This is a genomic window from Streptomyces sp. NPDC052101 (assembly GCF_040680235.1).
Classification (GTDB): Bacteria; Actinomycetota; Actinomycetes; order Streptomycetales; family Streptomycetaceae; genus Streptomyces.
Genome location: NZ_JBFAWH010000019.1, coordinates 1 through 23836, shown reverse-complemented (window position 1 = coordinate 23836; position 23836 = coordinate 1). Strand labels below are relative to the sequence as shown.

23 protein-coding genes and 2 pseudogenes are annotated in these 23836 nt (G+C 71.5%); 16 read left to right on the top strand and 9 right to left on the bottom strand.

The window, feature by feature from the left end; translation table 11 throughout:
* Positions 1-1284: an SGNH/GDSL hydrolase family protein gene (locus AB0L75_RS29460; RefSeq protein ID WP_365186760.1), complete on the top strand. Its 1284-nt coding sequence runs from the start codon at positions 1-3 to the stop codon at positions 1282-1284.
* Positions 1285-1538: 254 nt separating this feature from the next.
* Here AB0L75_RS29460 and AB0L75_RS29455 read toward each other — a convergent pair whose 3' ends face one another.
* Both AB0L75_RS29455 and AB0L75_RS29450 read right to left on the bottom strand, forming a co-directional pair.
* Positions 1539-2780 carry a methyltransferase domain-containing protein gene (locus AB0L75_RS29455; RefSeq protein ID WP_365186758.1) on the bottom strand — a complete coding sequence of 414 codons (1242 nt, stop codon included), beginning with the start codon at positions 2778-2780 and terminating at the stop codon, positions 1539-1541.
* A 136-nt stretch (positions 2781-2916) separates the two neighbouring features.
* Positions 2917-3909 (bottom strand): XdhC family protein, encoded by a 993-nt coding sequence (locus tag AB0L75_RS29450; protein WP_365186755.1) that lies wholly within the window; start codon positions 3907-3909, stop codon positions 2917-2919.
* 278 nt (positions 3910-4187) lie between these two features.
* On the opposite strand from AB0L75_RS29450, the pseudogene AB0L75_RS29445 reads away from it, so the two are divergent.
* Positions 4188-4284, top strand: a pseudogene (locus tag AB0L75_RS29445).
* 114 nt (positions 4285-4398) lie between these two features.
* On the opposite strand, the pseudogene AB0L75_RS29440 reads toward AB0L75_RS29445, so the two are convergent.
* Positions 4399-4572, bottom strand: a pseudogene (locus AB0L75_RS29440) (LysR family transcriptional regulator); the annotation flags it as partial.
* A 119-nt stretch (positions 4573-4691) separates the two neighbouring features.
* Between AB0L75_RS29440 and AB0L75_RS29435 the strand changes: the two are divergent.
* From AB0L75_RS29435 to AB0L75_RS29425, 3 genes are read left to right on the top strand one after another with little or no spacing between them, the layout of a single operon-like run.
* Positions 4692-5864, top strand: coding sequence for an FAD-binding oxidoreductase (locus tag AB0L75_RS29435; RefSeq protein ID WP_365186752.1), 1173 nt, complete (start codon positions 4692-4694; stop codon positions 5862-5864).
* A 28-nt stretch (positions 5865-5892) separates the two neighbouring features.
* The gene (locus AB0L75_RS29430) at positions 5893-7287 is read left to right on the top strand and encodes a VOC family protein (protein WP_365187057.1); all 1395 of its coding nucleotides are present in this window, start codon (positions 5893-5895) and stop codon (positions 7285-7287) included.
* A 26-nt stretch (positions 7288-7313) separates the two neighbouring features.
* A complete protein-coding gene (locus AB0L75_RS29425; RefSeq protein WP_365186749.1) occupies positions 7314-8843 on the top strand; it encodes an aldehyde dehydrogenase family protein in 1530 nt (509 codons plus the stop codon).
* A gap of 61 nt (positions 8844-8904) precedes the next feature.
* Here the strand turns inward: AB0L75_RS29425 and AB0L75_RS29420 are convergent, their stop codons facing one another.
* Positions 8905-10239, bottom strand: coding sequence for an alpha/beta hydrolase (locus tag AB0L75_RS29420; RefSeq protein ID WP_365186746.1), 1335 nt, complete (start codon positions 10237-10239; stop codon positions 8905-8907).
* An 80-nt stretch (positions 10240-10319) separates the two neighbouring features.
* Between AB0L75_RS29420 and AB0L75_RS29415 the strand changes: the two genes are divergently transcribed.
* The 3 genes from AB0L75_RS29415 to AB0L75_RS29405 all read left to right on the top strand — a co-directional run bounded on the left by AB0L75_RS29415 (position 10320) and on the right by AB0L75_RS29405 (position 14610).
* Positions 10320-10937: a TetR-like C-terminal domain-containing protein gene (locus tag AB0L75_RS29415; RefSeq protein ID WP_365186743.1), complete on the top strand. Its 618-nt coding sequence runs from the start codon at positions 10320-10322 to the stop codon at positions 10935-10937.
* Positions 10938-11371: 434 nt separating this feature from the next.
* Complete coding sequence (locus tag AB0L75_RS29410; protein WP_365186740.1) at positions 11372-13138, top strand: ABC transporter permease subunit; 1767 nt, start codon at positions 11372-11374, stop codon at positions 13136-13138.
* Positions 13139-13182: 44 nt separating this feature from the next.
* Positions 13183-14610 carry a nitrate/sulfonate/bicarbonate ABC transporter ATP-binding protein gene (locus AB0L75_RS29405; protein WP_365186737.1) on the top strand — a complete coding sequence of 476 codons (1428 nt, stop codon included), beginning with the start codon at positions 13183-13185 and terminating at the stop codon, positions 14608-14610.
* Between the two features lie 10 nt (positions 14611-14620).
* Here the strand turns inward: AB0L75_RS29405 and AB0L75_RS29400 are convergent, their stop codons facing one another.
* Positions 14621-15034: a metalloregulator ArsR/SmtB family transcription factor gene (locus tag AB0L75_RS29400; protein ID WP_365186734.1), complete on the bottom strand. Its 414-nt coding sequence runs from the start codon at positions 15032-15034 to the stop codon at positions 14621-14623.
* Positions 15035-15321: 287 nt separating this feature from the next.
* Here AB0L75_RS29400 and AB0L75_RS29395 point away from each other — a divergent pair, with 287 nt between their 5' ends.
* Entirely contained in the window at positions 15322-16050 is a 729-nt protein-coding gene (locus AB0L75_RS29395; protein ID WP_365186732.1) for an MgtC/SapB family protein, read from the top strand.
* On the top strand, positions 16047-16325 hold the full coding sequence (locus tag AB0L75_RS29390) for a hypothetical protein (protein ID WP_365186730.1): 279 nt from the start codon (positions 16047-16049) through the stop codon (positions 16323-16325). The genes AB0L75_RS29395 and AB0L75_RS29390 overlap by 4 nt, the downstream gene beginning before the upstream one ends.
* 15 nt (positions 16326-16340) lie before the next feature.
* On the opposite strand, the gene AB0L75_RS29385 is transcribed toward AB0L75_RS29390, so the two are convergent.
* Positions 16341-16862, bottom strand: a complete 522-nt coding sequence (locus AB0L75_RS29385; protein WP_365186727.1) for an N-acetyltransferase family protein — start codon at positions 16860-16862, stop codon at positions 16341-16343.
* Here AB0L75_RS29385 and AB0L75_RS29380 point away from each other — a divergent pair.
* From AB0L75_RS29380 to pyrF, 4 genes are all read left to right on the top strand, one after another.
* The gene (locus AB0L75_RS29380) at positions 16861-17451 is read left to right on the top strand and encodes an XRE family transcriptional regulator (protein WP_365186724.1); all 591 of its coding nucleotides are present in this window, start codon (positions 16861-16863) and stop codon (positions 17449-17451) included. The two genes, AB0L75_RS29385 and AB0L75_RS29380, sit on opposite strands and share 2 nt — an antisense overlap.
* A complete protein-coding gene (locus tag AB0L75_RS29375) occupies positions 17448-18617 on the top strand; it encodes an MFS transporter (RefSeq protein ID WP_365186721.1) in 1170 nt (389 codons plus the stop codon). Before AB0L75_RS29380 ends, AB0L75_RS29375 begins: the two co-directional genes overlap by 4 nt.
* Before the next feature lie 337 nt (positions 18618-18954).
* A complete protein-coding gene (locus tag AB0L75_RS29370) occupies positions 18955-19173 on the top strand; it encodes a hypothetical protein (protein WP_365186719.1) in 219 nt (72 codons plus the stop codon).
* A gap of 108 nt (positions 19174-19281) precedes the next feature.
* Positions 19282-19977 (top strand): orotidine-5'-phosphate decarboxylase, encoded by a 696-nt coding sequence (gene pyrF / locus AB0L75_RS29365; RefSeq protein ID WP_365186716.1) that lies wholly within the window; start codon positions 19282-19284, stop codon positions 19975-19977.
* Between the two features lie 40 nt (positions 19978-20017).
* On the opposite strand, the gene AB0L75_RS29360 is transcribed toward pyrF, so the two are convergent.
* Positions 20018-21235 (bottom strand): alginate lyase family protein, encoded by a 1218-nt coding sequence (locus tag AB0L75_RS29360; RefSeq protein ID WP_365186714.1) that lies wholly within the window; start codon positions 21233-21235, stop codon positions 20018-20020.
* A 215-nt stretch (positions 21236-21450) separates the two neighbouring features.
* On the opposite strand from AB0L75_RS29360, the gene AB0L75_RS29355 reads away from it, so the two are divergent.
* Positions 21451-21963 carry a DUF2231 domain-containing protein gene (locus AB0L75_RS29355; protein WP_365186712.1) on the top strand — a complete coding sequence of 171 codons (513 nt, stop codon included), beginning with the start codon at positions 21451-21453 and terminating at the stop codon, positions 21961-21963.
* 64 nt (positions 21964-22027) lie between these two features.
* Here the strand turns inward: AB0L75_RS29355 and AB0L75_RS29350 are convergent, their stop codons facing one another.
* Positions 22028-22450 (bottom strand): CBS domain-containing protein, encoded by a 423-nt coding sequence (locus AB0L75_RS29350; protein ID WP_365186709.1) that lies wholly within the window; start codon positions 22448-22450, stop codon positions 22028-22030.
* Between the two features lie 233 nt (positions 22451-22683).
* On the opposite strand from AB0L75_RS29350, the gene AB0L75_RS29345 reads away from it, so the two are divergent.
* On the top strand, positions 22684-23343 hold the full coding sequence (locus AB0L75_RS29345; protein ID WP_365186707.1) for an alpha/beta family hydrolase: 660 nt from the start codon (positions 22684-22686) through the stop codon (positions 23341-23343).
* Between the two features lie 68 nt (positions 23344-23411).
* On the opposite strand, the gene AB0L75_RS29340 is transcribed toward AB0L75_RS29345, so the two are convergent.
* Positions 23412-23729: a hypothetical protein gene (locus AB0L75_RS29340; RefSeq protein ID WP_365186704.1), complete on the bottom strand. Its 318-nt coding sequence runs from the start codon at positions 23727-23729 to the stop codon at positions 23412-23414.
* Positions 23730-23836: the final 107 nt, after the last annotated feature.

The window sequence follows — 23836 nt, the reverse complement described above, 5'->3', positions numbered from 1 at the left end:
ATGTCCCCAGAAGAGGGAAGAACGGCGGAGAGACGCCGCCCGCGCGGCAGGTCCTTGCTGTCCGTGCTCGGCGCGTTGACCGGCATGGCCCTGACGGTCGGTCCGTTGGGCGCCTCGCACGTGGCGAGCGCCGCCACGTCCGCGGCGCAGAGCAAGGTCAGACGGGTCAGCGCCTGGTCGCCCAGCATGACGACCGGCGGCCCGTCCTTCGACAACCGGACCATCCGGATGGTGGTGCACAGCAGCGTCGCGGGCTCGGGCGCCCGCATCACCCTGTCCAATCGGTACAGCGCCGCTCCGCTCGACGTCGGCGCGGTGGACGTGGCCGTCCAGGCGAGCGGTGGCGCGGCGACCCGCGGCACCACGCGGAACGTCACCTTCGGCAGGTCCGGCCATGTCACGATCCCCGCCGGCGCCGAGGCGGTCAGCGACGTCATCCCGATCCCGGTCGGCGCCGGGGAGAACCTGCTCGTCAGTCTCTATGTGCCGGGCAGCACAGGAAGGTCGACCTGGCACTCCGACGCGTTCGACACCGCCTACATCGCCTCCGGCAACCACACCGGTGACGACGCCGCCTCCGCGTTCGGCACCACGACGACCTCCTGGTACTACCTGGCAGGCCTGGACGTCGTACCGTCGACCGCGGAAGGCACCGTCGTCGCCTTCGGCGACTCCATCACGGACGGCTACCACTCCTCGACCGGCACCTACTCGCGGTGGCCCGACTTCCTCGGACGCCGGCTGGGCGCCGGGCCGGGCCCGCAGAGGCTGAGTGTCGTCGACGCCGGTATCGGCGGCAACCGGGTCCTCACCGACGCACCGAACCTGTCGCAGGGTGTCAGCGCCCTGAAGCGCTTCGGCCATGACGCGCTCGGCCAGCCCGGCGTCAAGGACGTGATCCTCTTCGAAGGCATCAACGACATCGGCAACAACGCCGGCCCCGACGGACAGCCGCTGACCGCCCAGGATCTCATCGACGGCTACCGCACGCTGATCGACGAGGCGCATGCCGCGCACGTCCGCGTCCTCGGCGCGACCCTGATGCCCGACGAGGGAAGCGGTTACTACACGCCAGTCGCCGAGGCGATCCGGGAAGACGTCAACCGATGGATCCGCACCGCCGGCGCCTTCGACGGCGTCATCGACTTCGACCGGACCACGCGCGACCCCGCGAACCCGGCCGCCCTCAACCCGGCCTACGACTCGGGCGACCACCTCCACCCCGACGACGAGGGAATGCAGGCCATGGCCGACGCGATAGCACTGCGGCTGTTGCGCACCTGAGGGAAATGCGACTGTCGGCCATCGCGCCCGCTGACACGATGGCCGGCGTGCGTACGGCCGAGCGACCGGACTGCCTGATCGTCACCGGGATGCCGGGCGCCGGGAAGTCGGCGGTGACCCGGCCTGCTCGTCGTCCTCGCACCGGGCATCGAGGTGTGCCGGTACCGCGACACCATCCGTGATTCTCGGGAGCGGTTCGACTTCGACGGCCACGACGATCTCGATGCCTGCCTGGAGGCAGCGCCAGGCCAGGGTCAGCCGCTCTGGCGGGCCGCGTGTGCCAGGAAGTGGTGCGCGGCGTCCTCGTAGTACGTCAGGTGCCAGCCGGCGGCCAGGAGTGCGGGCCGCAGGTTCTCCTCGGCCATCGGGTCGTCCGGGTCGAGCGGGCGTCCGTGACGGGCGGCGCGTTCGGCGCGGCCGGAGGGGTGGAACAGCAGCAGGACGCCGCCGGACGTGGTCACCCTGGCCCACTCGCGCAGCGCCGCCGCGGGGTCGGGAAGGTGGTTGATCAGTCCCGCGCTGAAGACGCCGTCCACCGCGCCGGCCGGCAGCGGCAGCCGGCAGGCGTCGGCCAGCAGCAACGAGCCGTCACCGGCTCGGCCTTCGCAGAGCGCGGCCGTGAGCATCGCCGGCGTGAGGTCGACTCCGACGACGATGCCCCCGTCGCCGACCTGGGCGCGCAGCGCGGGCAGCACCCGGCCGGTGCCGCAGCCCAGGTCCAGGACGCGCTGGCCGGGGCGCAGCGCCATCCGCTCGGCTGCGGCGGCGTACCGGGGGGCGTCGTCGGCGAAGCGTTCCTCCCAGGTGGCCGCCCGCCGGGTGAAGAACGCGCGGGTCGCCGTCTGTTCGGCTTGCTCCGCGACGAAGGCGGCGAAGCACTTGAGTACGGCGTCACGGTGCCGGGTCAGGGCCGCCAGTGCCAACGGCTCCATCGCCACTGCCATGTCCTGCTGCCCCTCCTCGTCCTCCTCCCAGTGGAAGTGGATTCCCCATGCCGAGGCACCGATCCGGAACGCCTGCGCCGGGTGGTGGTCGCAGGACGCCAGCACCGTCGCCCGCGCGGGAAGGTCCACCGAGCTGCCGTCGTGCCAGTGCGGCACCCGCAACCGCTCGGGCAGGGCAGCGAACAGCGGGTCGGAGTGCGCCGCGGCTGTCACCCGTACGTCACCCCAGCCGATCTGTGCGCCGGTACCGGGCCGGGCGACACCGCCCGCCGCGACCGCCAGCAGGTGAGCGCCGAGGCACACACCCAGCACGGGTACCTCGGCGTCCAGCGCGGCCCGCAACAGTGCCAGTTCCGCGCCGCTGCCGAGGACGTCCTCGGCAGCGGAGAGCGGCTCGCCCGTCACCACCAGGGCCACCATGTCGTCCACCGTGTCCGGTACCCGGTCGCCCGCCCAGGTCCGGCAGACCCGCGTCGGCAGCCCGGCCGCCCCGAGCGCGGCACCGACGGCGTACGGCCCTTCCTGCGGTGTGTGCTCCAAGACCTGGATCACCGGCCCACCACCTCCCGCTCGACCGTACCCGGAGAGCAGGAGCAGGCAAACGCAGATACGAGAGCAAATGCCGGACAGGGTTTGTATCTGCTGACGCGTCAGCCCGACTTACCACGCAAGTGCGCTCGGCGGCCGGTCAGGTGTTGATCGGGCCGGCCGCCTCGCGCAGCACGCGGGCCTCGCGTCCGTCGAGGGCGGCGAGCACCTCGGCGCAGATGGCGAGTGCCGTCTCGGCCGGGGTGCGGGCGCCCAGGTCGAGGCCGATGGGGCCGTGGATGCGCTTGAGGTGTGTCTCGTCGAGGCCGGCCTTGGCGAGATCCGCGGCGCGGCGGGCCTGGGTACGGCGTGAGCCCAGCGCGCCGACGTAGGGGATGCCGCTGGTCAGCGCGGCGGACAGGGCGGGCACGTCGACGTCCGGTTCATGGCTGAGGACGATCAGGCAGGCGGCGGCCGGACGTTCGGCGAGCCGCTGGACAGCGTCCCGAGCGGTGGACTCCACCGTGGCGTGCCAGCCCAGCAGGCGGGACTGGGCGGTGAGCAGGTCGGCGAGTTCGCCGCCTCCCACGATGACCAGATGAGGTACGGCCGGGAACGTCTCGATGAGGACGAGTCCGTCGTCCGTGTAGCGCGCGTCCCGACCGGCCCGGCGGCGGGTGAGCAGCTCGCGGGCGCGTTGGACGGCCTGGGCGGGCCCGTCGCCGCCTTCCGGCCCGGGCGTCGCCACGGTGCTGGCCACCTGGGTCTGCTGCTCGTCCAGCTGGGTGATCAGCGCTACGTCGGCGCCCTCGGCCAGCAGGTCCCACCAGCGGGCGGGCACGGTGTGCAGGGACTGCAGCAGCACCTCGGCCTGGCCGCCGCAGGTCATGCCCGCTCGCTTCACCTCGTCGTCGTGGACGGAGACCTCGCGCACGCAGGCGGTGTGGCCCGCGGGCAGGGCGGCGGCCTCCGCCACCAGGTAGGCGTCGAACACACCGTTGTACAGGGTGCCGTGGCACTGACCGTCCTGGCCGATCAGGATCGCGTCGGCGGGGTGCCGGGGGCCGAAGCCCTGCTCGGTGAGGGGGCGGGCGACAACGCCCGCACGCCCCTGAGCCGCCCACTGCCGTGCCGTCTCCGCCAGCTCACGCATGATCACGGTCCTCCTCGTTCCGGGCGTCGGCACCGGGAACCGCCTGGTCAGCGGCGGCACCGTTACGGGAATTCTAGTGAGGCCGGTACCGACTGCCGTCGTCGAGGCAGCCCAGCGCCATGTGAACAGGTCGACCTCTGCTCTGCGAGGAGAGCGTCGTCGTGCGGTGTCGGCCTTCGCCGCGCACAGCGCATCAGTGACACGTCAGTTCCCCGTCAGTCGGCCCTGCCAATCTGGTTCTCGTGAACGGCGCCGGACAACACCGGGGCCGGGAACGAGGAGAGGTGCCCGGAGCGGTTGATCGGGGACCAGCGAGCATGCCTCGAGGTCGGGCCCAACAGGCCCACGCAGGTTCGAATCCTGCCCTCTCCGCCACAGAGGAACGCCCCGCTCGGCAGGGTGCCGCTTCATGAGGCGCACGCTGGTGAGGACCAGCGCGGTGCGGTCCGCCACCGTGGGCCGGTGTTCGGCGAAGGAGCGGAAGACGACCACGATGCGCTCGGCGTGCACGGCCAGTGCGGCTCCGGTCTCGGTGAGTTCCACGCGGCGTCCCACCCGCCTCAGCAGCTGCGCGCCGGTGGTCTTCTCCAGTGCGGCGGTCTGCTGGGACACGCCGCCGGGCGTGAATCCGAGGGCCTCCGCGACACCGTTGATGGACGTCAACGGTCGGCGTGCTGCACGATGACGCGGTGACAGGTGATCGGCGTCACTCTGTCACTGACAGCCCCGCCGCCCGGACACGGCCCCGTGCGGCGCGGTGGCCTCCGGAAGGGAGTGGCCTGTTGTCCTCCTCCGCCTTCCGCACCGTTCCGGCCGCCGCCGACGTCGTGATCGTCGGTGGTGGTGTCATGGGTGCGAGCACCGCCTTCCATCTCGCCGAGGCCGGCGTGACGGACATCGTCGTCGTCGAGCGCGGGGACCTCGGCTGCGGCAGTTCGGGCAAGCCGATCGGCGGCATCCGCGCCCAGTTCTCCGATCCGCTCAACATCGAGCTGGGCAGCCGCAGTCTGCGTGCCTTCCGGGACTTCCCCGACCGGCCCGGCGCCGGCATCGGGCTCGACACCGTCGGCTATCTCTTCCTGCTCGACAGCGAACAGCAGGCGAGCGCCTTCGAGGCCGGAGTGCGGCTCCAGAACAGCCTCGGCGTGCCGAGTCGCATGATCAGCCCCGGCGAGGCCCGGCGCCTGTGCCCGTATCTCAGCACCGACGGCCTGGTGGCGGCCGCCTACTCCCCTGCCGACGGACACGCCCGGCCCGCCCTGGTCGTCCAGGGGTATGCGCGGGCCGCGGCCCGGGCCGGCGTCACCCTCGCCACCCACACCTCGGTGCTGGGCATCGACACGGCCGGAAACCGTGTCGTCGGCGTCCACACCAGCCACGGCCTCATCACATGCTCCACCGTCATCTGCACGGCAGGGGCCTGGTCGGCGCGGATCGGTGCCATGGCGGGCATCGACCTGCCCGTCCGGCCCGTGAAACGCCAGCTGGCGTTCACGGTGCCGCTCGCGCCGCCCGCGCCGCGTATCCCGTTCACCATCGACTTCTCCTCGACCGCCTACTTCCACAACAGCGACGACGGTCTGCTGTTCGGGCTGGCCGATCCCGATCAGGAGGAGGGCTTCGACACGACCTGGACCCCGGAGTGGCTCGACCTGTTCCGTGCCGTCGCCCGCCGCCGTGCCCCGACCCTGGCCGAGCTGCGCACCGGGGACGGCTGGGCGGGCCTGTACGAGGTCACACCGGACCACAACGCGCTGATCGGCCGCTCCGGCGAGCTGCCCGGCTTCCTGTACGCCGCCGGGTTCTCCGGTCACGGTTTCCTGCAGGCGCCCGCGGTCGGCGAAGTCGTACGCGACCTGTATCTGGAGCGCGAGCCGTTCACCGACGTCTCCCCGCTCAGCGTCGACCGGTTCCGCCCCGGCGCCGGCGCCCGCCCCGAAGCCCACGTGGTGTGAACCCCGACCGGAAGGCCGAACCATGTCGATGATCAGTCAGTGGCGGCTGCGGGCGGCGTTCGCGGAGCGGCTGTCCCGGATGTACGGGCGGGAGGTTCCCGCCTACACCACGCTCGTGGACGTCTCGCGCGGGGTCAACGAGGACGTCCTGCGCGCGCGGGGAGCCGACGCCGAACGCCTCGGGTCCATCGGCCGGGTGACCGCCGAACGGCACGGGGCCATCCGTGTCGGCACGCCACGGGAACTGGGGCAGGTGGCCCGTGTCTTCGGCGCGCTCGGCATGCACCCGGTGGGCTTCTACGACCTGCGGGAGGCCGCCGCCAGTGCCGTACCCGTCGTCTCCACCGCCTTCCGGCCGGTCGACGGCGAGGAACTGGCCCGCAACCCCTTCCGGGTGTTCACCTCCCTGCTCACCCCGGCCGACCCCCGCTTCTTCGACGCCGGGCTGCGCTCACGTCTGGAGGCCTTCCTCGCGGGCCGCGAACTCTTCCCGCCCGACCTGCTCGCGCTGGCCGACCGGGCCGCCGCCGAGCGGGAGCTGCCTGAGCAGCAGGCCGAGCGGTTCCTGCGGCTCGCCGTGGCGGCCTTCGAACTGTCCGCCGAGCCGGTCGACCAGGCCTGGTACGAGACCCTGGAGCGGGTCTCCGCCGTCGCCGCGGACATCGGCGGGGTGCGCAGCACGCACATCAACCACCTCACGCCACGCGTCCTGGACATCGACGAGCTGTACCGGCGGATGACCGAGCGCGGCATCGAGATGATCGACACCATTCAGGGCCCGCCGGCGTGGAAGGGCCCCGATGTCCTGCTGCGGCAGACGTCCTTCCGGGCTCTGGCCGAACCCCGCGCGATGCGCACCCCGGACGGCAGCGTCGTCAGCGGCGCGCTGCGGGTCCGCTTCGGCGAGGTCGAGGCCCGCGGCATCGCCCTCACTCGTCAGGGCCGCGCCCTGTACGACGAACTCCTCGGCCGCGTCGACGAGCAGGCGGCCCGGAACCCCTCGGCAGCAGCCCGCAGTGATATCGCGCGCGCCGTGTGGGAGCAACACATGCCCGGCAGCGAGCAGGAACTCGCCATCGGGGGACTGGCCTACTTCACCTACCGGATCAACCCCGGCCGGCCGCGCGACGGCAGCCGCCCGCCCGCCGGCCTCGGCGAGCTGGTGCGGCAGGGCTGGGTGCGCGCCGAGCCCATCGTCTACGAGGACTTCCTGCCCCGCTCCGCCGCCGGCATCTTCCAGTCCAACCTCAGCGGCGAGGGCACCCGCGACAACGGCCAGCAGGGTGCCGCGTACGACGCCGGCTGGCTCTCCGGCGCCATCGGCCGCGACGTCCTGGACCCCTTCGCCCTCTACGAGCGACAGCAGAACCGCTCCGTCGCAGAGGTCGCCCGTGCACTCGACCTGCCCGACACCCTCGGCTGACCCCTCACCCCCCCCCAAGGACCGCCATGACCAGCATCGCACTGCCCACCACGGACGAGCTGCGCACCCGCGCCCGTACCTCCCTGCGGAACATCGGCGTCACCGTGACCGAGGGCGACGACTTCCACGCCCGTACGCCGCTCACCGGCGAGCACCTGTTCGGGCTGGCGGCCGCCACCGACGCCGAGGCCGACGAAGCCGTTGCCGCCGCCCGTACGGCGTTCCTGATCTGGCGCAGGACGCCCGCGCCGCGACGCGGTGAACTCGTACGCCGCCTGGGCGAGTTGCTGCGCGAGCACCAGAGCGACCTGGCCGACCTCGTGACCGTCGAGGCGGGCAAGATCCGCTCCGAAGCGCTCGGCGAGGTCCAGGAGATGATCGACATCTGCGACTTCGCGGTCGGCCTGTCCCGGCAGCTGTACGGCCGCACGATCGCCTCCGAGCGGCCCGGCCACCGGCTGGCCGAGACCTGGCATCCGCTCGGCGTGGTCGGCGTCATCTCGGCCTTCAACTTCCCGGCGGCCGTGTGGTCCTGGAACACCGCCGTCGCCCTGGTCTGCGGCGACACCGTGGTCTGGAAGCCCTCGGAGCTGACGCCGCTGACCTCTCTGGCCTGCGCCCACCTGCTCGCCCGCGCCGCCGACGAGACCGGCGCGCCCCGCGACGTGCACCGCCTGCTGCTCGGTGACCGGACGGTCGGCGAGAAGCTCGTCGACGATCCCCGCGTCGCCCTCGTCAGCGCCACCGGCTCGACCCGCATGGGCCGTGAGGTCGGCCCGCGCGTCGCCGCCCGCTTCGGCCGCAGCCTGCTGGAACTCGGCGGCAACAACGCCGCGATCGTGGCCCCTTCCGCCGACCTGGACCTCGCCCTCCCTGCCATCGTGTTCGCCGCGGTCGGCACCGCGGGCCAGCGCTGTACGACACTGCGTCGTCTCATCGTCCACCGCGACATCGCCGACACGCTCATCGAGCGGCTGGCCGAGGCCTACACCAAGCTCCCCATCGGCGACCCGTTCGACGACACCACGCTCGTCGGCCCGCTGATCTCCACGGCGGCGCTCGACGCGATGCACAGCGCCCTCAGCCGTGTCCGGGCCCAGGGCGGGAAGATCCTCGCCGGCGGAAACCGGCGCTTCGCCGAGGCGGCGCCCGCGGCGGCCTACATCGAACCGGTCGTCGTCCGTGTCGACGAACAGACCGGCGTCGTACGGGAGGAGACGTTCGCACCGATCCTGTACGTCCTCACCTACGACACCCTCGACGAGGCCATCGCGCTGCACAACGACGTCCCGCAGGGCCTGTCGTCCAGCATCTTCACCCGCGACCAGCAGGAAGCCGAGATCTTCCTGTCCGCCGAAGGCTCCGACTGCGGCATCGCCAACGTCAACATCGGCACCTCCGGAGCCGAGATCGGCGGCGCCTTCGGGGGCGAGAAGGACACCGGCGGCGGCCGGGAGTCCGGCTCCGACGCCTGGAAGTCCTATATGCGCCCGGCCACCAACACCATCAACTACGCCAGCGAACTCGCCCTCGCCCAGGGGGTCAGCTTCCTCTGACTCAACCCCGCATCCCCGACCCCGTGTTGCGTCCCGGTTCCAGCGGCGGAAGCCGTCGGCGTCACTTGTGGTCGCGCAGGAACTCGGGGATCTCCTCACGGGTCGGGTAGTTCGGCAGGGGTGCCCGCTTGCCCTGGAGGAATGCGGTGATGACGGCGGCGGCCCGGTCGTTGTTGTGGTCCAGGCCGTTCCACAGGTGGTGCCCGACGCCCGGCATGTACTGCGTGCGCTCGATGGCGGGGTCGGCGCCGAGGACGGCGGTCTCCCACCGGCGTACCTGGGAGGAGCATTCGGCGATCATCAGCATGGCGGGCGTCTTCGAACGCCTCAGGTGCGGTGCGAGGGAGGGCGAGTCCTTGACCGTCTGCTGGATACGGAGGCTGGCCGCGGGGCTGAAGGAGAAGTTCCCCGTCGAGTCCTCGACCGGGATGCGGTGTGCGTCGCGCGCGCAGTAGGCGGACGCGGTGTCGCTGCCGAGGTCGGCGGCGGTGAAGGCGTTGTCGCCCTCGGCCTGTCCGATCAGGCCGGTGTCGGGGGTGAGCAGCCCGAATCGCATCAGCCCGAACGCCACGGCGTACCGCGGGAGATGAGTCGAGCGCGGTCCGGTCACGGCCGGCGCGAGACCGCGCGCGGAGGGACGCCCACGCTGCCCGGTGACCCTCGTCGTGGGGCCGTCCATCGGGCCGGGTTCGGCGATGACCGTCCGGTGCAGATGTACGGCGACGGAGGGGTCCGCCAGGGCTCGGGTGAGGACGACCGCGCCTGACGAGAAGCCGAGGACGTCCACCGGGCCCCGGTCCAGATGCTGGACGAATGCGCCGAGGTCACGGACCGACCTGGAGATCGTGTACTGATCCATGGGGAGCAGGTCGCTGCGGCCGCCGCCGGCCTGTTCATAGGTGTAGACGTCGTAGCCCTGGCGCGCCAGGAGTTGCAGGAACCGGTGGTCGAGCAGTGAGACGCCGCGGACCGGTCCGCCGTTGAGGTACACGAGGGGGACGCGGTGCCGGGTCCCGGGGCCCGCGGGTGGGTAGTGGTACACGGCGACCCGGCTGCCGGTGCCCAGGCTCCAGTGCTGCGTGGCCACGAACGGCAGGGCGGGCGGATACCGCCGGGCCGTGGGCGCGGTCGGTATGCAGACCGAGGCCGTCAGCGCCGCAGCGACGACCACGGGCACGAACGGCACGAGCCGCGCCGCGCCGGTGCGGCTCCGGCTCCGCCACAGCGCGGCGGCAGCGCCGACCGCCAGGGTTGCCAGCCATGCGGCGAGTCCCGAGCCGGCTCCGTCGGTGAGGACGATCAGCGCGAGGAAGACGACTGTCAGTGCCGCGGCGGCGGTCAGCGCCAGCAGCAGGCGTCCGGCGAGGCGGAGAGGGCGTAGGGCGGACGTGGGCACGGTGAACCTCCCGAGTTTCAGAACGTCATTTCAGAACAGCGTTTCAAAACGACGTTATCAAAGAAGGTAGGCTTCTCGTCATGGGTAGGCCCAGAACGAACGACGAGACCGTCAAAGAACGCCTGGTGGCGTGCGCGACCGAGATGCTCGCCACCCGTCCGCAGGAGTCGGTCACGCTGCGAGCCCTGGCCACTGCCGCCGGGACGTCGACGGCGGCGGTGTACTCCCTGTTCGGCGGCAAGGACGGCCTGATCCAGGCCGTACGCGACAGGGCGGTCTCCGGTCTGTTCGAGGAGCTGTCGGCCGTGCCGGCGTCCGGCGATCCCCTCGCCGACATCTACGCGCTGGCCGTCGCGTACCGGCGATGGGGGTGCGGACACAGCCACCTGTACACGGTGCTGTTCGGAGGGGTGCAGTCCTTCGAGCCGACGGGTGCGGTCGGCGGCCGTGACCCTGTCCGGCCGCTCATCGCGGCGATCGAGCGCGGCGTGACCGCAGGCGTCCTCGCCGGTGAGGCGACGTCGATCGCCCTGTCGTTCTGGGTGACCCTGCACGGACTGGTGACACTCGAACTGGCCGGGGCCCTCGACGCCCGCACGGCGGAAGCCGCGTTCCGGCCCACGATGCACGCCGCGCTGCGCGGCTGGACGACCCCCGACGTGTTCCGCGGACTTCGCCAATCCGAACCCGCGCCCTGACCGCATCCGGACGGCTATTTGCGTATCGACGCAACAAGGGGCACACTCTTGGAGTCGGGTCCTGTGCGCGCGCCGCGCGTGCTCGGGGCGGAGCCACATCACGGAACGGAGGCGGCCATGGGTGCAGACCCTCCCAGTCCGCGCTGCCTCCAGGGCATTCGCTGACTTTTACTTCCCGCGCCGGGCACGGCCATGAGCGTCGACGAGGTCCTTGCGCCTCGACGAGGTCCTTGCGCCTCGACGAAGGTCGCGTCTTGACGAAGGCGTGCCTCGACGAAGGTCGCGCCTCGCTGAGGTGGCCATGGCCGCCCGGGCGGGCCCATCTTGCTCACCTGTATTTCCCATGCTGCCTGGGTGACCCCTGTCCTGCCGTCGGTGCGTTGGCCGCGGCCGGGCACGCCGTCGTGCCCAGAGTGGGGACGGAGGTCTTCGTGATGTCGATCCGTACGGACAACAAACCCGCCGAGACGGTGGAGCGCACACCGCTGGTGGCGCGGCTGCCCGGGCGGCTGTCCCAGCTCTCCTGGGTGGACGCGGCGGTGGCCGCCGCGGTGCTGGTCCTGCTGTATGTGGTGCTGCGCGTGGGGCACGGCACCACCGTCGCCTTCAACACCCACCAGAACGTCCGCGTCGACACCGATCCGGCGCGGCTGCCGTACGACGCGGCCCGCTCACTCCTGCGGATGTTCGCCGCGCTCGCGGTGTCGATCGTGTTCACCTTCGGCTACGCCTGTGCCGCCGCCAAGAGCAGAAGGCTGGAGCGGATCCTCCTCCCGGCCCTGGACATCCTGCAGTCGGTGCCGGTGCTGGGCTTCCTGACGGTGGCGGTGACCGGATTCATCGCCCTGTTCCCGGGCTCGATGCTGGGCCTGGAGTGCGCGTCGATCTTCGCGATCTTCACCTCGCAGGCGTGGAACATGACGTTCGGTTTCTATGCCTCTCTCACCTCCCTGCCCCGTGAACTCGACGAGCTGTCACGGTCGTTCGGCTTCACCCGCTGGATGCGGTTCTGGAAGGTGGAGGTGCCGGCCGGGATGATCGGCCTGGTCTGGAACGGCATGATGAGCTTCGGCGGCGGATGGTTCTTCCTGGTCGCCTCCGAGGCGATCAGCGTCAACAACCAGCGGTACGCGCTGCCCGGCGTCGGCTCCTACGCCGGTACCGCGATCGCCGACGGCGACCTCGGCAAGGTCGGCTGGGCCATCCTCACCATGGCCTTGCTGGTCATCGGCGTGAACTTCCTGTTCTGGCGGCCGCTGACGGCATGGGCGGAGAAGTTCAAGAACGAGCAGTCCGAGGCGAGCGAGGTCCAGCGGTCCGTCGTCCTGGACTTCCTGCGCCGCTCGCACTGGCCGCGGCTGCTCGGGCGGGTACTGCGCCCGGCGGGACGCGCGTTGAGCACGGCGGGCCGGGTGTTCGGCCGTGACGACCGGCCGCTCGTCGTCGACCGCACACGGCAGCGCACCGGTGCCATCGTCTTCACCGTCGTCGCCGGCGGGCTGATCCTGTGGGGACTGACCGACCTCGGCCACTATCTCCACGACCGCACCGGACTCGGTGTGTTCGGCGAGCCGCTGCTGCTGGGCCTCGCCACCCTCGCCCGGGTGGTGGTGCTGGTCGCGCTGGCCACCGTGGTCTGGGTGCCGATCGGCGTGAAGATCGGTTTCTCGCCGCGGCTGACCCGGATCGCCCAGCCGGTGGTGCAGGTGCTGGCGTCCTTCCCGGCCAACTTCCTCTTCCCGCTAGCGGTGTGGTTCTTCCTGAGGACCGGACTGTCCATCAACATCGGCGGCACCCTGCTGATGGCGCTCGGCGCCCAGTGGTACATCCTCTTCAACACCATCGCCGGCGCCATGGCCATCCCGAGCGACCTGCGCGAGGCCATGGACGACCTGGGCGTGCGCGGCCGGCAGCGGTGGCGGCGGCTGATCATCCCGGGGATCTTCCCGTCGTACGTCACCGGCGGGATCACCGCCTCGGGCGGCGCCTGGAACGCTTCGATCGTCTCCGAGGTGGTCACCTTCGGCGGCACCACCCTCACGGCCACCGGCCTCGGCGCATACATCGCGGAGGCCACCGAGAGCGGCGACTACCCGCATCTGATCGCCGGGGTCGCGGTGATGAGCCTGTACGTCGTCGGGCTGAACCGCCTGCTGTGGCGGCGCCTGTACCGGATGGCAGAGACCCGCTATTCCCTCTGAGCCCCCCTGAACTTCCCTTCTCCGACGAGCATTTGGAGTACGTCATGGTGCTGAACGCGCTGCGCACCCTCCGCGCCGACCGCCAGGCCCGCGCCGGGCTCGCCCACCTGACCGCCGACCGGCCCCGCCGCGCCGCCGACGGCGAGCTGCTGCTGGAGACCGTCGGCCTGACCAAGTCGTACGCCGGCGCCGACGGCGAACTGCCCGTGCTGTCCGGCATCGACCTCCAGGTCCGCGCCGGTGAGGTCGTCGCCCTGCTCGGCAAGTCCGGCTCGGGCAAGTCCACGCTGCTGCGCTGCCTGGCTGGACTCGTGCCCGCCTGTTCCGGGACCGTCGCCTACAAGGGCGCGCCGCTCGCCGGCGCCAACCCGGGTACGGCCATGGTGTTCCAGACCTTCGCGCTGCTGCCCTGGCTGACCGTGCAGCAGAACGTCGAACTCGGCCTGGAGGCCAAGGGAGTTCCGGCCGCCGAGCGCGCGGACGCCGCCCGGCAGGCCATCGACCTGATCGGCCTCGACGGCTTCGAGTCCGCCTACCCCAAGGAGTTGTCCGGCGGTATGCGCCAGCGGGTCGGTTTCGCCCGCGCGCTCGTCGTGGAGCCTGATGTGCTGATGATGGACGAGCCGTTCTCCGCCCTCGACGTGCTGGCCGCCGAGAATCTGCGCGGCGAGCTGATGGAGCTGTGGGAGTCCGGCCAGTTCCCCACCCGCGCCATCGTCCTGGTCACCCACAACATCGAGGAGGCCGTGCTGATGGCCGACCGGATCGTCGTCCTGGGCGCCCGCCCGTACGGCACGATCCGCGAGGTCTTCGAGGTCGGCCTGGACCGTCCCCGCGACCGCGACTCGGCGGCCTTCGACGACCTGATCGACCGCGTCTACCGCACCATGACCGGCCGCCAGAAGGAGGGTCGTGTGCCGGGCCGGCACGAGGTGGTGGAACTGGAGAAGCGCACACCGGCGAACGCCCCGCTGCCCCCGGCCAGCGTGGACGGGCTGTCGGGGCTCGCCGAGATGGTGCTGCACCGCGGCGGACGGTGCGACCTGGCCGGCCTCGCCGACGAACTGGGCCTGGAGGTGGACGACTTGCTGCCCCAGGTCGATGCGCTCGACCTGCTCGGCTTCACCGCGCTCAGCGGGGACGACCTGCTGCTGACCGACACCGGTACCGCCTTCGCGGGTGCCGATGTGCAGGAGTCGAAGAAGATCTTCGCCGAGGCGGTGCAGCGCGCCCCGCTGGTCACCCTGATCACCAGGAGCCTGCGGACCAACCCCGGCGGGACCCTGCGCGCCGGTTTCTTCCGCGACCTGCTCGCCCACCACTTCACCGCCGAACAGGTCACGCGCCAGCTGGAGACGGCCACCGACTGGGGCCGCTACGCCGAGCTGTACTCCTACGACGCCGAGCCGCAGGAGTACCACCTCGACGAGAACGACGACCTGCGTCTGGCCGCCACCGGCGACAGGGTCTAGGGCGGGGGCGTCAGTGTCCCGTGGCCGGCCGCCGGGCCCTGGCCACCCGGGCGGGCGCGCTCCGCTCCTGCGGGGCGGTGGCCGCCACGGCCTCCGGCGCCCCTCCGTCCGCCGCGGCCCTGGCCTCGTCCGTGGCCAGCACCGCGCTCTCCAGCAGCGCCCGCACCCGCGGGCCGGCGGCCCGGTAGAAGATGCGCGTGCCCTCCCGCCGCGATATGACCAGTCCGGCCGCACGCAGCTTCGCCAGGTGCTGGGAGGTGGCCGCGACATGCGCGTCGATCAGCTCGGCAAGGCGGCTGACCGGCAGCTCTCGCTCGCTCAGCGCCCACAGCAGCCGGTAGCGCGACGGGTCCGCGACGGCCTTGAGCACCGCCACCGACCGCTCGGCCTGCTCCTCGTCCCATGACGCTACTTGCGCTTCCATGCAAATATGGTAGCCGGTGATGCACACGACATCTCGCGCGCAGTAGTTGCGTATCTGTGCAAACATAGACGGCAGACGAGGCCCCCGGTCGAGGAACACCAAGGAACACCGGGGATTCGAGGAGGAGGTGAGCGACATGGATCGCAGCAGTAGTCCGGGCCGCAATCGGCCCCACACCCCCGTGTCCCCCAACTCCTCGGGCATCCGGTAGCCCCCGGCTCCACAGCCGGCAGCTGGCCGCCATGCCCTCGACCCGTCCCGCTCCGGCGGGGCGAGGGGAGGTTCCCATGGCGAACCCGACCACCTTCGACTTCGCACTCCGTCTCGCCGTCGGCGTCACCTGCGGCGCCCTGATCGGCGTCGAGCGGCAGTGGCGCGCCCGCATGGCCGGGCTGCGCACCAACGCCCTGGTGGCCGTCGGCGCCACGCTCTTCGTCCTCTACAGCGAGGCCGTCGGCGACCCCGGCAGCCCCACCCGGGTCGCCTCCTACGTCGTCTCCGGCATCGGATTCCTCGGCGGCGGCGTCATCCTCCGCGAGGGCGGCGGCGTGCGCGGTCTCAACACCGCGGCCACGCTGTGGTGTTCGGCCGCGGTCGGCGTGCTCGCCGCCTCCGGCCGACTGGCGCTGTGCCTCATCGGCACCCTCACCGTGCTCGCCGTGCACATGGTGCTGCGCCCCGCGGGCCGGCTGATCGACCGCGTTCCGCAGCGCGACCCCGACAACGAGGACGTACGCGCCACCGTCCACCTGGTCTGCGAGCGCGGCGACGAGACACATGTCCGGGCGCTGCTGTCCCAGGCCCTCGCGGGCGACGGGCTCGCGCCCACCGGGTTCCGGGTACGGCGCGACGAGGAGGGGAGCACCAGCCTGCGGGCCGCGGTCGCGCTGAACGGTGACCCCGCCCGCGCCCTGGAGCAGCTCATCACCCGGCTGTCCCTGGAACCGGGCGTACGTGACCTGCACTGGCATGTGGACGACACGACCCTCGACACCGAGCGGGAGGCGGTGGCATGAACGGCCTCGACACCCGGACCGCCCGCCACGCCGTGCGCCAGGCCGCCCGGCAGCTGGCGGCAGACGCCCCGAGCCTCACCGCAGGCTCCGCGAGCGCCCTGCGGGCCGGGCTCGCCGTCCGCTCCGCCTGTCTCCGCCGAGCCGCGGTCGCCGCCTGGCTCAGTGGCGTACCCGAGCACGTGATCGCCGCCGACGGCCGCGTGCCCGTGACGGTCGTACGCCGCTGGATCGCGGCCGGAGACCCGCGACACCCCGAGGACCGGCAGACGAGCTGACACACGCGACCGCGCTCAGCTCAGGGGCAGGCGCAGCAGTGTCAGGTCGAGCCGGCGGCCGAACTTGGTGCCGACCTCGGGCAGGGTGCCTGCGTGCTGGAACCCGAAGCGCTCGTGCAGGCGGATCGAGGGCGCGTTCCCGGCTTCGATGCCGGCGATCATGACGTGGTGTCCGGCCTCGCGGGCGGCGGCGACGAGCGTTGCCAGCAGCGCGGATCCTATGCCGAGCCCGTGCCGGCCCTCGCGGACGTAGACCGAGTTCTCCACCGTGTGCCGGTATCCGTCCAGCTCCCGCCACGGTCCGTAGACGGCGAACCCGGCCACCTCGCCGTCGGCCTCGGCGACGAACGCCGAGCCGCGCTCCAGATGGGCGGCCAGCCAGCCGACCCCCTGGTCAGGGCTCTGCGGGGTCTCGGTCCACAGGGCCGTCGAGTGCTCGATCGCGTGGTTGCGGATGGCACGGACGGCCTCCACGTCCTCGGGGCGGGCGGGGCGCACCGTCACAGGCGCCGGATCTCTTGCGTATATTGAAGCCATGTCCAACATAGTAGATCCCCTGGTGGAGCAGATCGCCGCGCGCATCCGCACCGAACGGGAACGCCGCCGATGGACTCTGGCCCAGCTCGCCGACGCCTCCGGTGTGTCCCAGGCCATGATCAGCCGGATCGAGCGCGGCGAGAGCAACCCCACGGCCGTCGTCCTGGGCAAGCTGTCCGCCGCCTTCCAGCTCAGCGTCGTCTCCTTGCTCGCCCTCGCCGAGGGGACGCAGGACGGCATCGAGGCGGGGGCCGGAGTGCGTCGCGGCGCCGGTACGGCCGAGTGGCGCGACCCCGCGACGGGCTACCGGCGCCGCCAGATCACCGGCCCGCACTTTCCCGCGGAGATCGCCGAGATCCGGCTGCCCGCCGGCGCCCGTGTGCCGTATCCGGCCGCCGCCTTCGCCTTCGTACGGCAGGTCGTGTGGGTCCTCGACGGACGGCTGACCTTCCAGGACGGCGACTCCGTCCATGAACTCGGCGCGGGTGACACCATCGAACTGGGCGAGCCCGCCGAGCGCGTCTTCGCCAACACCACCGACACCGAGTGCCGTTACGCCGTTGTCCTCACCCGCGGCACCACACCGTGACCCGCCCGCTTCCCCGCGGCGGCACGCTGCTCCTGGCCTGCATAGCCGGAACGGCGATCGCGAACAACTACGCCATCCAGCCCGGACTCACGTCTGTCGCCACCGATCTGGGTGTCCCGCTCGCCGTGACCGCCCTCGTGCCGACCGCCGCCCTTCTCGGGTGCATGACCGGCTTCGCCCTGCTGCTGCCGCTCACCGATCATCTCGCCCCCAACCGCTTGGTCGGCGTTCAGCTCACCGCTCTGGCCGCCGCCCTCGCTCTCGCCGCGGCCGCGTCCGGTGCGGGCACGCTCCTTGCCGCGTACCTGCTCATCGGCGCGGCCGCCAGTGTCGCGGCCCAGGCCGGCAGCATCGCCGGCCGCCATGCCCCAACTGGACGCCGGGGAATGGGGGTTGCCACGGTGGCCGCCGGCATGTCGGCCGGCATCCTGCTCAGCCGCCTGGCGGGAGGAACGCTCACCGACCTCCTCGGGTGGCGGAGGATGCTCCTCGTCTTCGCCGTCCTCGCCCTGCTCGGTGCGATCGCCGCCGCCGCACTCCTGCCCCGGCAGCGGCCCCGCTCGGACGGCGGCTACCGCGCCGCCCTCGCCTCTCTCCCTCCCTTGCTGCGCCAGTTCCCGGAGCTGCGGCGCGCGGTGGCCGTCGGCGGGCTGTGGTACTTCGCCTTCAACGTCATCTGGGTCGCGCTCGTCCTCGCCCTGGCCCAGCCGCCCTACTCCCTCGGCCCGAGCGCCATCGGCCTGTACAGCCTGGCCGGGCTGCTCGGCTTCGCGGCGCTCCCGCTCACCGGGCGCCTCGCCGACCGGCACACCCCGGCCGCGGTGATCACCGCCGCCATACTCACCGCCGCGGCCGGCACGGCGCTGCTCGCCCTCGGCATCGGCAGCCCGCTCGTCACCGGCCTCGGACTCGCCCTCTTCGACGCCGGCTGCTTCGCCGCCCAGGCCGCCAACCAGAGCCGTGTCATCGCCCTCTCGCCCGAACGGTCCGGCAGTCTCAGCAGCGTCTACCTCGTGCTGTACTTCACCATCGGCGCGATCGCCACGGCCCTCGCCGCACCCCTGCTCGACACCCTCGGCTGGCAGGGCACCACCCTCACCGCGCTGGCCGCACTGCTCCTCGCCGCCGCCCTCGCGGGCCGCAGGCGATCCCTGGTCAACTGCTGATGACGGCGGTGCGGGCGGGTTCGTCTACGTGGAGGGCGAAGACGTCCGGGCGCGCGCAGTGACCGGTGGGGTCGAAGTCGAAGCGGGCGCGGGTGCCTGGACGACGGCGACACTATGGAGGACAGACCTGTGCGCACCCGAGACCGTCCAGGTCGGACCCGCGCGGGTGCCGGGTGGGCGCCGCCCCGATTGCGGGGTGAGCGGCGGGGCCATCAGGATGTTTTCAGATGGTGTCCACTGGATGCTCTGAGGTGATCTCTATCGGTCGGCGCGGGCCCGTTCCGGTCATGGTGGGCCGGGAGCGGCGCGCACCCTTACCTGCGACAAGGAGCACGGTATGCCGGCGGAAGACTCGGTCGGACGATTCATGGCGGCCCTGGGCCCGGATCACCGGGAGGCCGTCCGCGCCAAGCCGCCTCAGGAGCGGGAACGGCTCGCGGCGGCCTGGGAACGGGAACTGGAAACGGATGACGAGCTCGACACCCTCGACGAGCTGTCCCCACCGGCGGCAGAGGCCGAGGCGGCCCGCCGCGTCCTGGACCAGGGGGCCGGGTAGCACCCCGGGCGTCGCCCCGGGCTGGGGTCGCATCCCGGTCGCCGCTCACGCTCGCGGGCGGGTGGGCAGCCACATCGCCTGGTTCGTGGTGGCGGGCACAATGACCTCGTGCATCCGAACAGACAGATCATCGTCGCCTTGGACTGCGACAGCCGTCAGACCGCTGAGGACATCGTCGACCGACTCGGCGACGCGTGCCGTTTCTACAAGATCGGCCTGGAGCTTCTCACCTCGGCAGGACCTGACCTCGTCGAGCGCCTTGTCGCACAGGGCAAGGAGGTCTTCCTGGACCTCAAGCTCTTCGAGATCCCCCACTCGGTCGCCGGTGCCGTTCGCGCCGCGGGGGCTCTGGGCGTCTCGATGGTCACGGTGCACAGCATGGGGGGTACGGCCATCATGGCAGCCGCTGTCGATGCCGCCCGCGGCTTCCCCGGGCTACGGATCCTCGCGCTGACCGTGGTCACCAGCATGACCGATGCAGATCTCGCCGACATCGGCGTCAGCGGCTCGGCCGAGGAGCAGGTCGTCAGGCTGGCCCGCCTGGCCCGCAAGTCCGGCTGTCACGGCGTCATCGCCTCCCCGCAGGACGTCGCGGCCCTGCGCGGCGCGCTGGACGGCGACGCCCTGATCGTCACGCCCGGGGTCACCCTGCCCGGCGATTCGGCGGCCGAGCACGCCCGCCCCGGCACCCCGCACGCCGCCGTCGCCGCCGGGGCGTCACACATCGTCGTCGGGCGAACGGTCACACGAGCCGCCGACCCGTCAGCCGCGTTCCGCCTCGTCCACGCCGCCCTCGTTCCGTAGCGGGCGTTCTTCGGCGCCGCTTCGGCGAGTGGTGCGGCGGTCAGTCGGGGTTGTCGCCGTCGGTGAGGGTCTCCCAGGCCACGAAGAGGTTGTTGGTGCCGGCCGGGCGGTTCTGCTCGGTCAGTGTCCGGGTGTTGGTCATGGCGATGCCCAAGCGGTTGTGCAGGGCGTTGTAGCCGACCTCGGTGACCGGGCCGAGTCCGCGCTTGACGGATCCGCCGCACAGCCAGCTCGGGACCGCGGCCCCCAGCTCGTACTTGGACTGGAAGCCGAGCGCCTGCCGCAGCCGCTCGCCGACGTCGGTGCCGTAGAGGTCCTGCCCCTGGATCCGGCTGGTCTCGGCCACATGCGAGAGGGAGGACATGCCGTATCCGGTGTGCGTGAAGTCGCGGCAGGTCTCCTGGGTGAGTCCGGTCACGAAGGTGGACTGGCCCTGCCAGTACGAGACGATCTTGTCCCGGGTGTTCAGGTTCTGGCTCGGCACGGTCCTCGGCAGGTCGCCGTCGGAGGACAGATATACATAGGCGGCGGTGCGGGTGCGGAAGCGTGCCATGGCGGAGTCGTAGGAGGCCTTGTCCTCCAGGAAGACGGAGATGCCGACGGCCGCCTCCATCATCGTCAGTTCCCAGTTCCCGTTGGAGTTCGAGCCGTTGATGACCTTGGGCAGGTAGACGTTGCGGAGCAGGGTGGCAAACCGTGCGGCGTTCGGCCATGTGCCGGTGTACGTGTACTTGATGAGTTCGGCGGCCTTGGCCCAGGAGGATCCGGCCCAGGCGGTCTGCAGTGGCGCGTTGCTGCCGGTGTGGTCCATGAGCGTGGCGGACCAGGCGTCCATCAGCTCGATCGCCTTCTTCGCATAGCGATCGTCACGGGTGACGTACCAGGCGAGCGCGTCGGTGTACGCCGCGATGGCGTCCTCCCGCTCGTCCGTGCACCCGTGGTTGGGGTTGGAGTAGGGACCGCACTCGACGACGGCACGGGGCTTGGCGGTGCGGCTGAGGCTTGCGTACGGGCTCGCCGTCATCTGGTCGTACGCGCTCTTCCAGGGCTGGGCGCCGGCGAGCACCTGGGCGCGCGCGAAGTCGAGTTGAGCGCGTGAGACGGTGACACCGGGGTGCACGAAGGCGGTTGGTGCGGCCGCTGCCCGCTGCGTGCCGGGCCAGGAGAGAAGTCCGGTGGTCAGCATGGCGGCCGCGGCGGTGAGCGCGAGAGCGGATCGTGGGGACTTACGGCGACGTGGTGCGGGGATGTTCCGCATAAGACATGTCCTCATATATGAACGCTGTGCGACTCCTTGGACGTGGTGCTGACCGATGACCATAGGTACGGACCAATGGACCGTCAAGTGGCCCAGAAACATGGGTCGTTCACAGGGAAGAGGCGGCGGCACGGAACGAGGAAACCGCGACTGAGAGGCAACTGAGAGTTTGCCGTGACAGGCTGACGCGCCCCGTCCCCCTCAGGAGCGCTTGGATGACTCTGATCAACGGTCTGCCCGCCCATGTCCTGCTCGTCCATGTGGTCGTCGTGCTGATACCGCTCACGGCGCTGGCGCTCGTCGCGGCCGCGCTGTGGCCCCGCGCCGCCGAGCGGCTGGGCGTGCTGCTTCCGGTGCTCGCCTTTGTGGCGCTGGTCAGCGTGCCGTTGACCACGCACGCCGGTGAATGGCTCGAACGGCATGTACAGGACGACGCCCTGGTACGTCGGCACACCGAGCTGGGCGACGGTCTACTGCCGTGGGCGTTGGGCTTGTTCGTGCTGGCGGCGGTCGTGTGGTGGGCGGGGCGGCGCACTCCGGCGGAGCCCGGGCGGGGCGGCACCATGCGCTGGTCCGCCTTGCCGGTACGGATCGTCGTCGGCGTGCTCTCCCTGGCCGTCGCGACGGGAGCGGTCGTGGACGTGTACCGGATCGGCGACTCCGGAGCGAAGGCCGCCTGGCACGACGCCTATGCGAAGACGGCGACGGGATCGAGGGACGGCTCCTGATGCGTCACGGCATCTCCGGTCCCTCCCGTAGGAGGCACCGGAGATGCCGTGAAGGCGAGCGGGATCAGGTCGCGTACACGCGGTGGACGAACTCCGCGAGCTTGTCGTCGCTGAGGTTCCGGGCGATGTCGGCCTCGCTGATCATTCCGATCATGCGCTTGTTCTCGACGACCGGAAGCCGCTTGATCTGGTGGCCCTCCATCTCCTGCAGGGCCTCGGTGATGTCGGAGGCGGCGTCGATCCAGCGCGGGGTGCCCTCGCACAGGTCACCGCACGTCATCTGCGCGGGGTCGTGCCCGGCGGCGACACACTTCACCACGATGTCGCGGTCGGTGATGATGCCGCACATCCGGTCGCCGTTGTCGGGGTCGCTCACCGGGAGCGCGCCCACCCCGTGGTCCCGCATCATCTGCGCCGCACGGTCCAGCGTCTCGTTCCGGGGTACCCACTGTGCCCCCTCGTGCATGATGTCCTTCGCAGTCGTCATCGCTCGTCCCTCCATCCCGTCGGCAGACGTTCGCGATGGTGGAACCGATGCCGGGCACATGCACATAAGGTGCCTTCGGCACGGCCCTCAGCCATCGTGCGCCCGGCGCGGCGCGATGTCTTGTTGGGCGTTCAATCGTGGGCGACGCGAGTACCGGGGGCGGACGGGTGGTACGCGGTCAGTACGACTGAGACGACCGACGTCTTCGGAGTCCTTCGGGGAAGTTGATGGCCATGAAGTCCGAGACGGTTGTGGTGCCGGCCGACGGCGCCGCACTCCCAGGTGATCTCGTGGTGCCGGAGTCCGCACGTGCCGTGGTGCTGTTCGCGCACGGCAGCGGCAGTTCCCGGCACAGTCCGCGCAACCGGGCCGTCGCCGCGGCATTGCGGGAGGCTCAGCTGGGCACCTTGCTGATCGACCTGCTCACCGAGGAGGAGGAACGCCGTGACGTGATGACCGCCGAGCACCGCTTCGACATCGCGCTGCTGGGGCGTCGCCTGGTGGCGGCCATGCGGTGGCTGGGCGATCAGCCCGGCACGCGTGACCTGCCCGTCATCCTCTTCGGTGCCAGCACCGGTGCCGCCGCTGCCCTCCAGGCCGCAGCCGAGCGCCCCGACGGCGTCCTGACCGTCGTCTCCCGGGGCGGGCGGCCCGATCTGGCGGGCGACGCGCTGCCGGCCGTACGCGCACCCGTCCTGCTGGTCGTCGGCGGCCGGGACGCCGAGGTGCTGCGGCTCAACGAGGAGGCCGCGCGGCGGCTCCAGGTCCCCCACACCGTGCGGGTGATCCCGGGAGCCACTCACCTCTTCGAGGAACCGGGCGCCTTGGAGCGGGTCGCCGACACGGTACGGGCATGGTGCGAGGAGTGTCTGGGCGCGGCATCGGCGCCCTAGCCGAGCCCTGGCCGACCTTCCCCGGCCGTAGCTGACCTCCCGTCCGGCCGTGGCTGACCTCCCGATGGTCAGGCCTGTGCTCCCGGTCCTGCCGGTCCTGGCATCCCGCCGAGCGTGGTCGTGTCCCGCGTTCGGCGTGCCCGGGGAGTGCGAGGGCGGCGGTGACGATGGTGGTGGGTGGACCCCGCGGCCATCATCGTCAGGCCCAGGCAGAAGATCAGCGCCAGCGCGAGTCCGGAGCTGAACAGTGCCAGGCCGTTCATGGTGGCGATGTCGTGGCCGAGCACGGAAACGGTGTACTCGGGCCCGCCGGACAGATTGCCGACGATCGCCAGGGCGGTGAAGGCGCCCGTGCCCGCGAGAAGGAGCAGTCCGAGGAACAGCATCCGAGTCATCTCCTCAGAGGTCGTTTTCTCCCGATGTTTCATCCCGGGATGCGGATTTGATCCGGTGATGTCGGGTCGCGCCAGGAGATGGTGGCCTCGCCGGTCAG

What these genes read in the sequence shown, in the direction of transcription:
- AB0L75_RS29460 (WP_365186760.1), top strand. Translation starts at nt 1, where the DNA reads ATGTCCCCAGAAGAGGGAAGAACGGCGGAGAGACGCCGCCCGCGCGGC.
- AB0L75_RS29450 (WP_365186755.1), bottom strand. Translation starts at nt 3,909, where the DNA reads ATGCGTGAGCTGGCGGAGACGGCACGGCAGTGGGCGGCTCAGGGGCGT.
- AB0L75_RS29430 (WP_365187057.1), top strand. Translation starts at nt 5,893, where the DNA reads ATGATCAGTCAGTGGCGGCTGCGGGCGGCGTTCGCGGAGCGGCTGTCC.
- AB0L75_RS29425 (WP_365186749.1), top strand. Translation starts at nt 7,314, where the DNA reads ATGACCAGCATCGCACTGCCCACCACGGACGAGCTGCGCACCCGCGCC.
- AB0L75_RS29415 (WP_365186743.1), top strand. Translation starts at nt 10,320, where the DNA reads ATGGGTAGGCCCAGAACGAACGACGAGACCGTCAAAGAACGCCTGGTG.
- AB0L75_RS29410 (WP_365186740.1), top strand. Translation starts at nt 11,372, where the DNA reads ATGTCGATCCGTACGGACAACAAACCCGCCGAGACGGTGGAGCGCACA.
- AB0L75_RS29405 (WP_365186737.1), top strand. Translation starts at nt 13,183, where the DNA reads ATGGTGCTGAACGCGCTGCGCACCCTCCGCGCCGACCGCCAGGCCCGC.
- AB0L75_RS29400 (WP_365186734.1), bottom strand. Translation starts at nt 15,034, where the DNA reads ATGGAAGCGCAAGTAGCGTCATGGGACGAGGAGCAGGCCGAGCGGTCG.
- AB0L75_RS29395 (WP_365186732.1), top strand. Translation starts at nt 15,322, where the DNA reads ATGGCGAACCCGACCACCTTCGACTTCGCACTCCGTCTCGCCGTCGGC.
- AB0L75_RS29390 (WP_365186730.1), top strand. Translation starts at nt 16,047, where the DNA reads ATGAACGGCCTCGACACCCGGACCGCCCGCCACGCCGTGCGCCAGGCC.
- AB0L75_RS29380 (WP_365186724.1), top strand. Translation starts at nt 16,861, where the DNA reads ATGTCCAACATAGTAGATCCCCTGGTGGAGCAGATCGCCGCGCGCATC.
- AB0L75_RS29385 (WP_365186727.1), bottom strand. Translation starts at nt 16,862, where the DNA reads ATGGCTTCAATATACGCAAGAGATCCGGCGCCTGTGACGGTGCGCCCC.
- AB0L75_RS29370 (WP_365186719.1), top strand. Translation starts at nt 18,955, where the DNA reads ATGCCGGCGGAAGACTCGGTCGGACGATTCATGGCGGCCCTGGGCCCG.
- AB0L75_RS29360 (WP_365186714.1), bottom strand. Translation starts at nt 21,235, where the DNA reads ATGCGGAACATCCCCGCACCACGTCGCCGTAAGTCCCCACGATCCGCT.
- AB0L75_RS29355 (WP_365186712.1), top strand. Translation starts at nt 21,451, where the DNA reads ATGACTCTGATCAACGGTCTGCCCGCCCATGTCCTGCTCGTCCATGTG.
- AB0L75_RS29350 (WP_365186709.1), bottom strand. Translation starts at nt 22,450, where the DNA reads ATGACGACTGCGAAGGACATCATGCACGAGGGGGCACAGTGGGTACCC.
- AB0L75_RS29345 (WP_365186707.1), top strand. Translation starts at nt 22,684, where the DNA reads ATGAAGTCCGAGACGGTTGTGGTGCCGGCCGACGGCGCCGCACTCCCA.
- AB0L75_RS29340 (WP_365186704.1), bottom strand. Translation starts at nt 23,729, where the DNA reads ATGCTGTTCCTCGGACTGCTCCTTCTCGCGGGCACGGGCGCCTTCACC.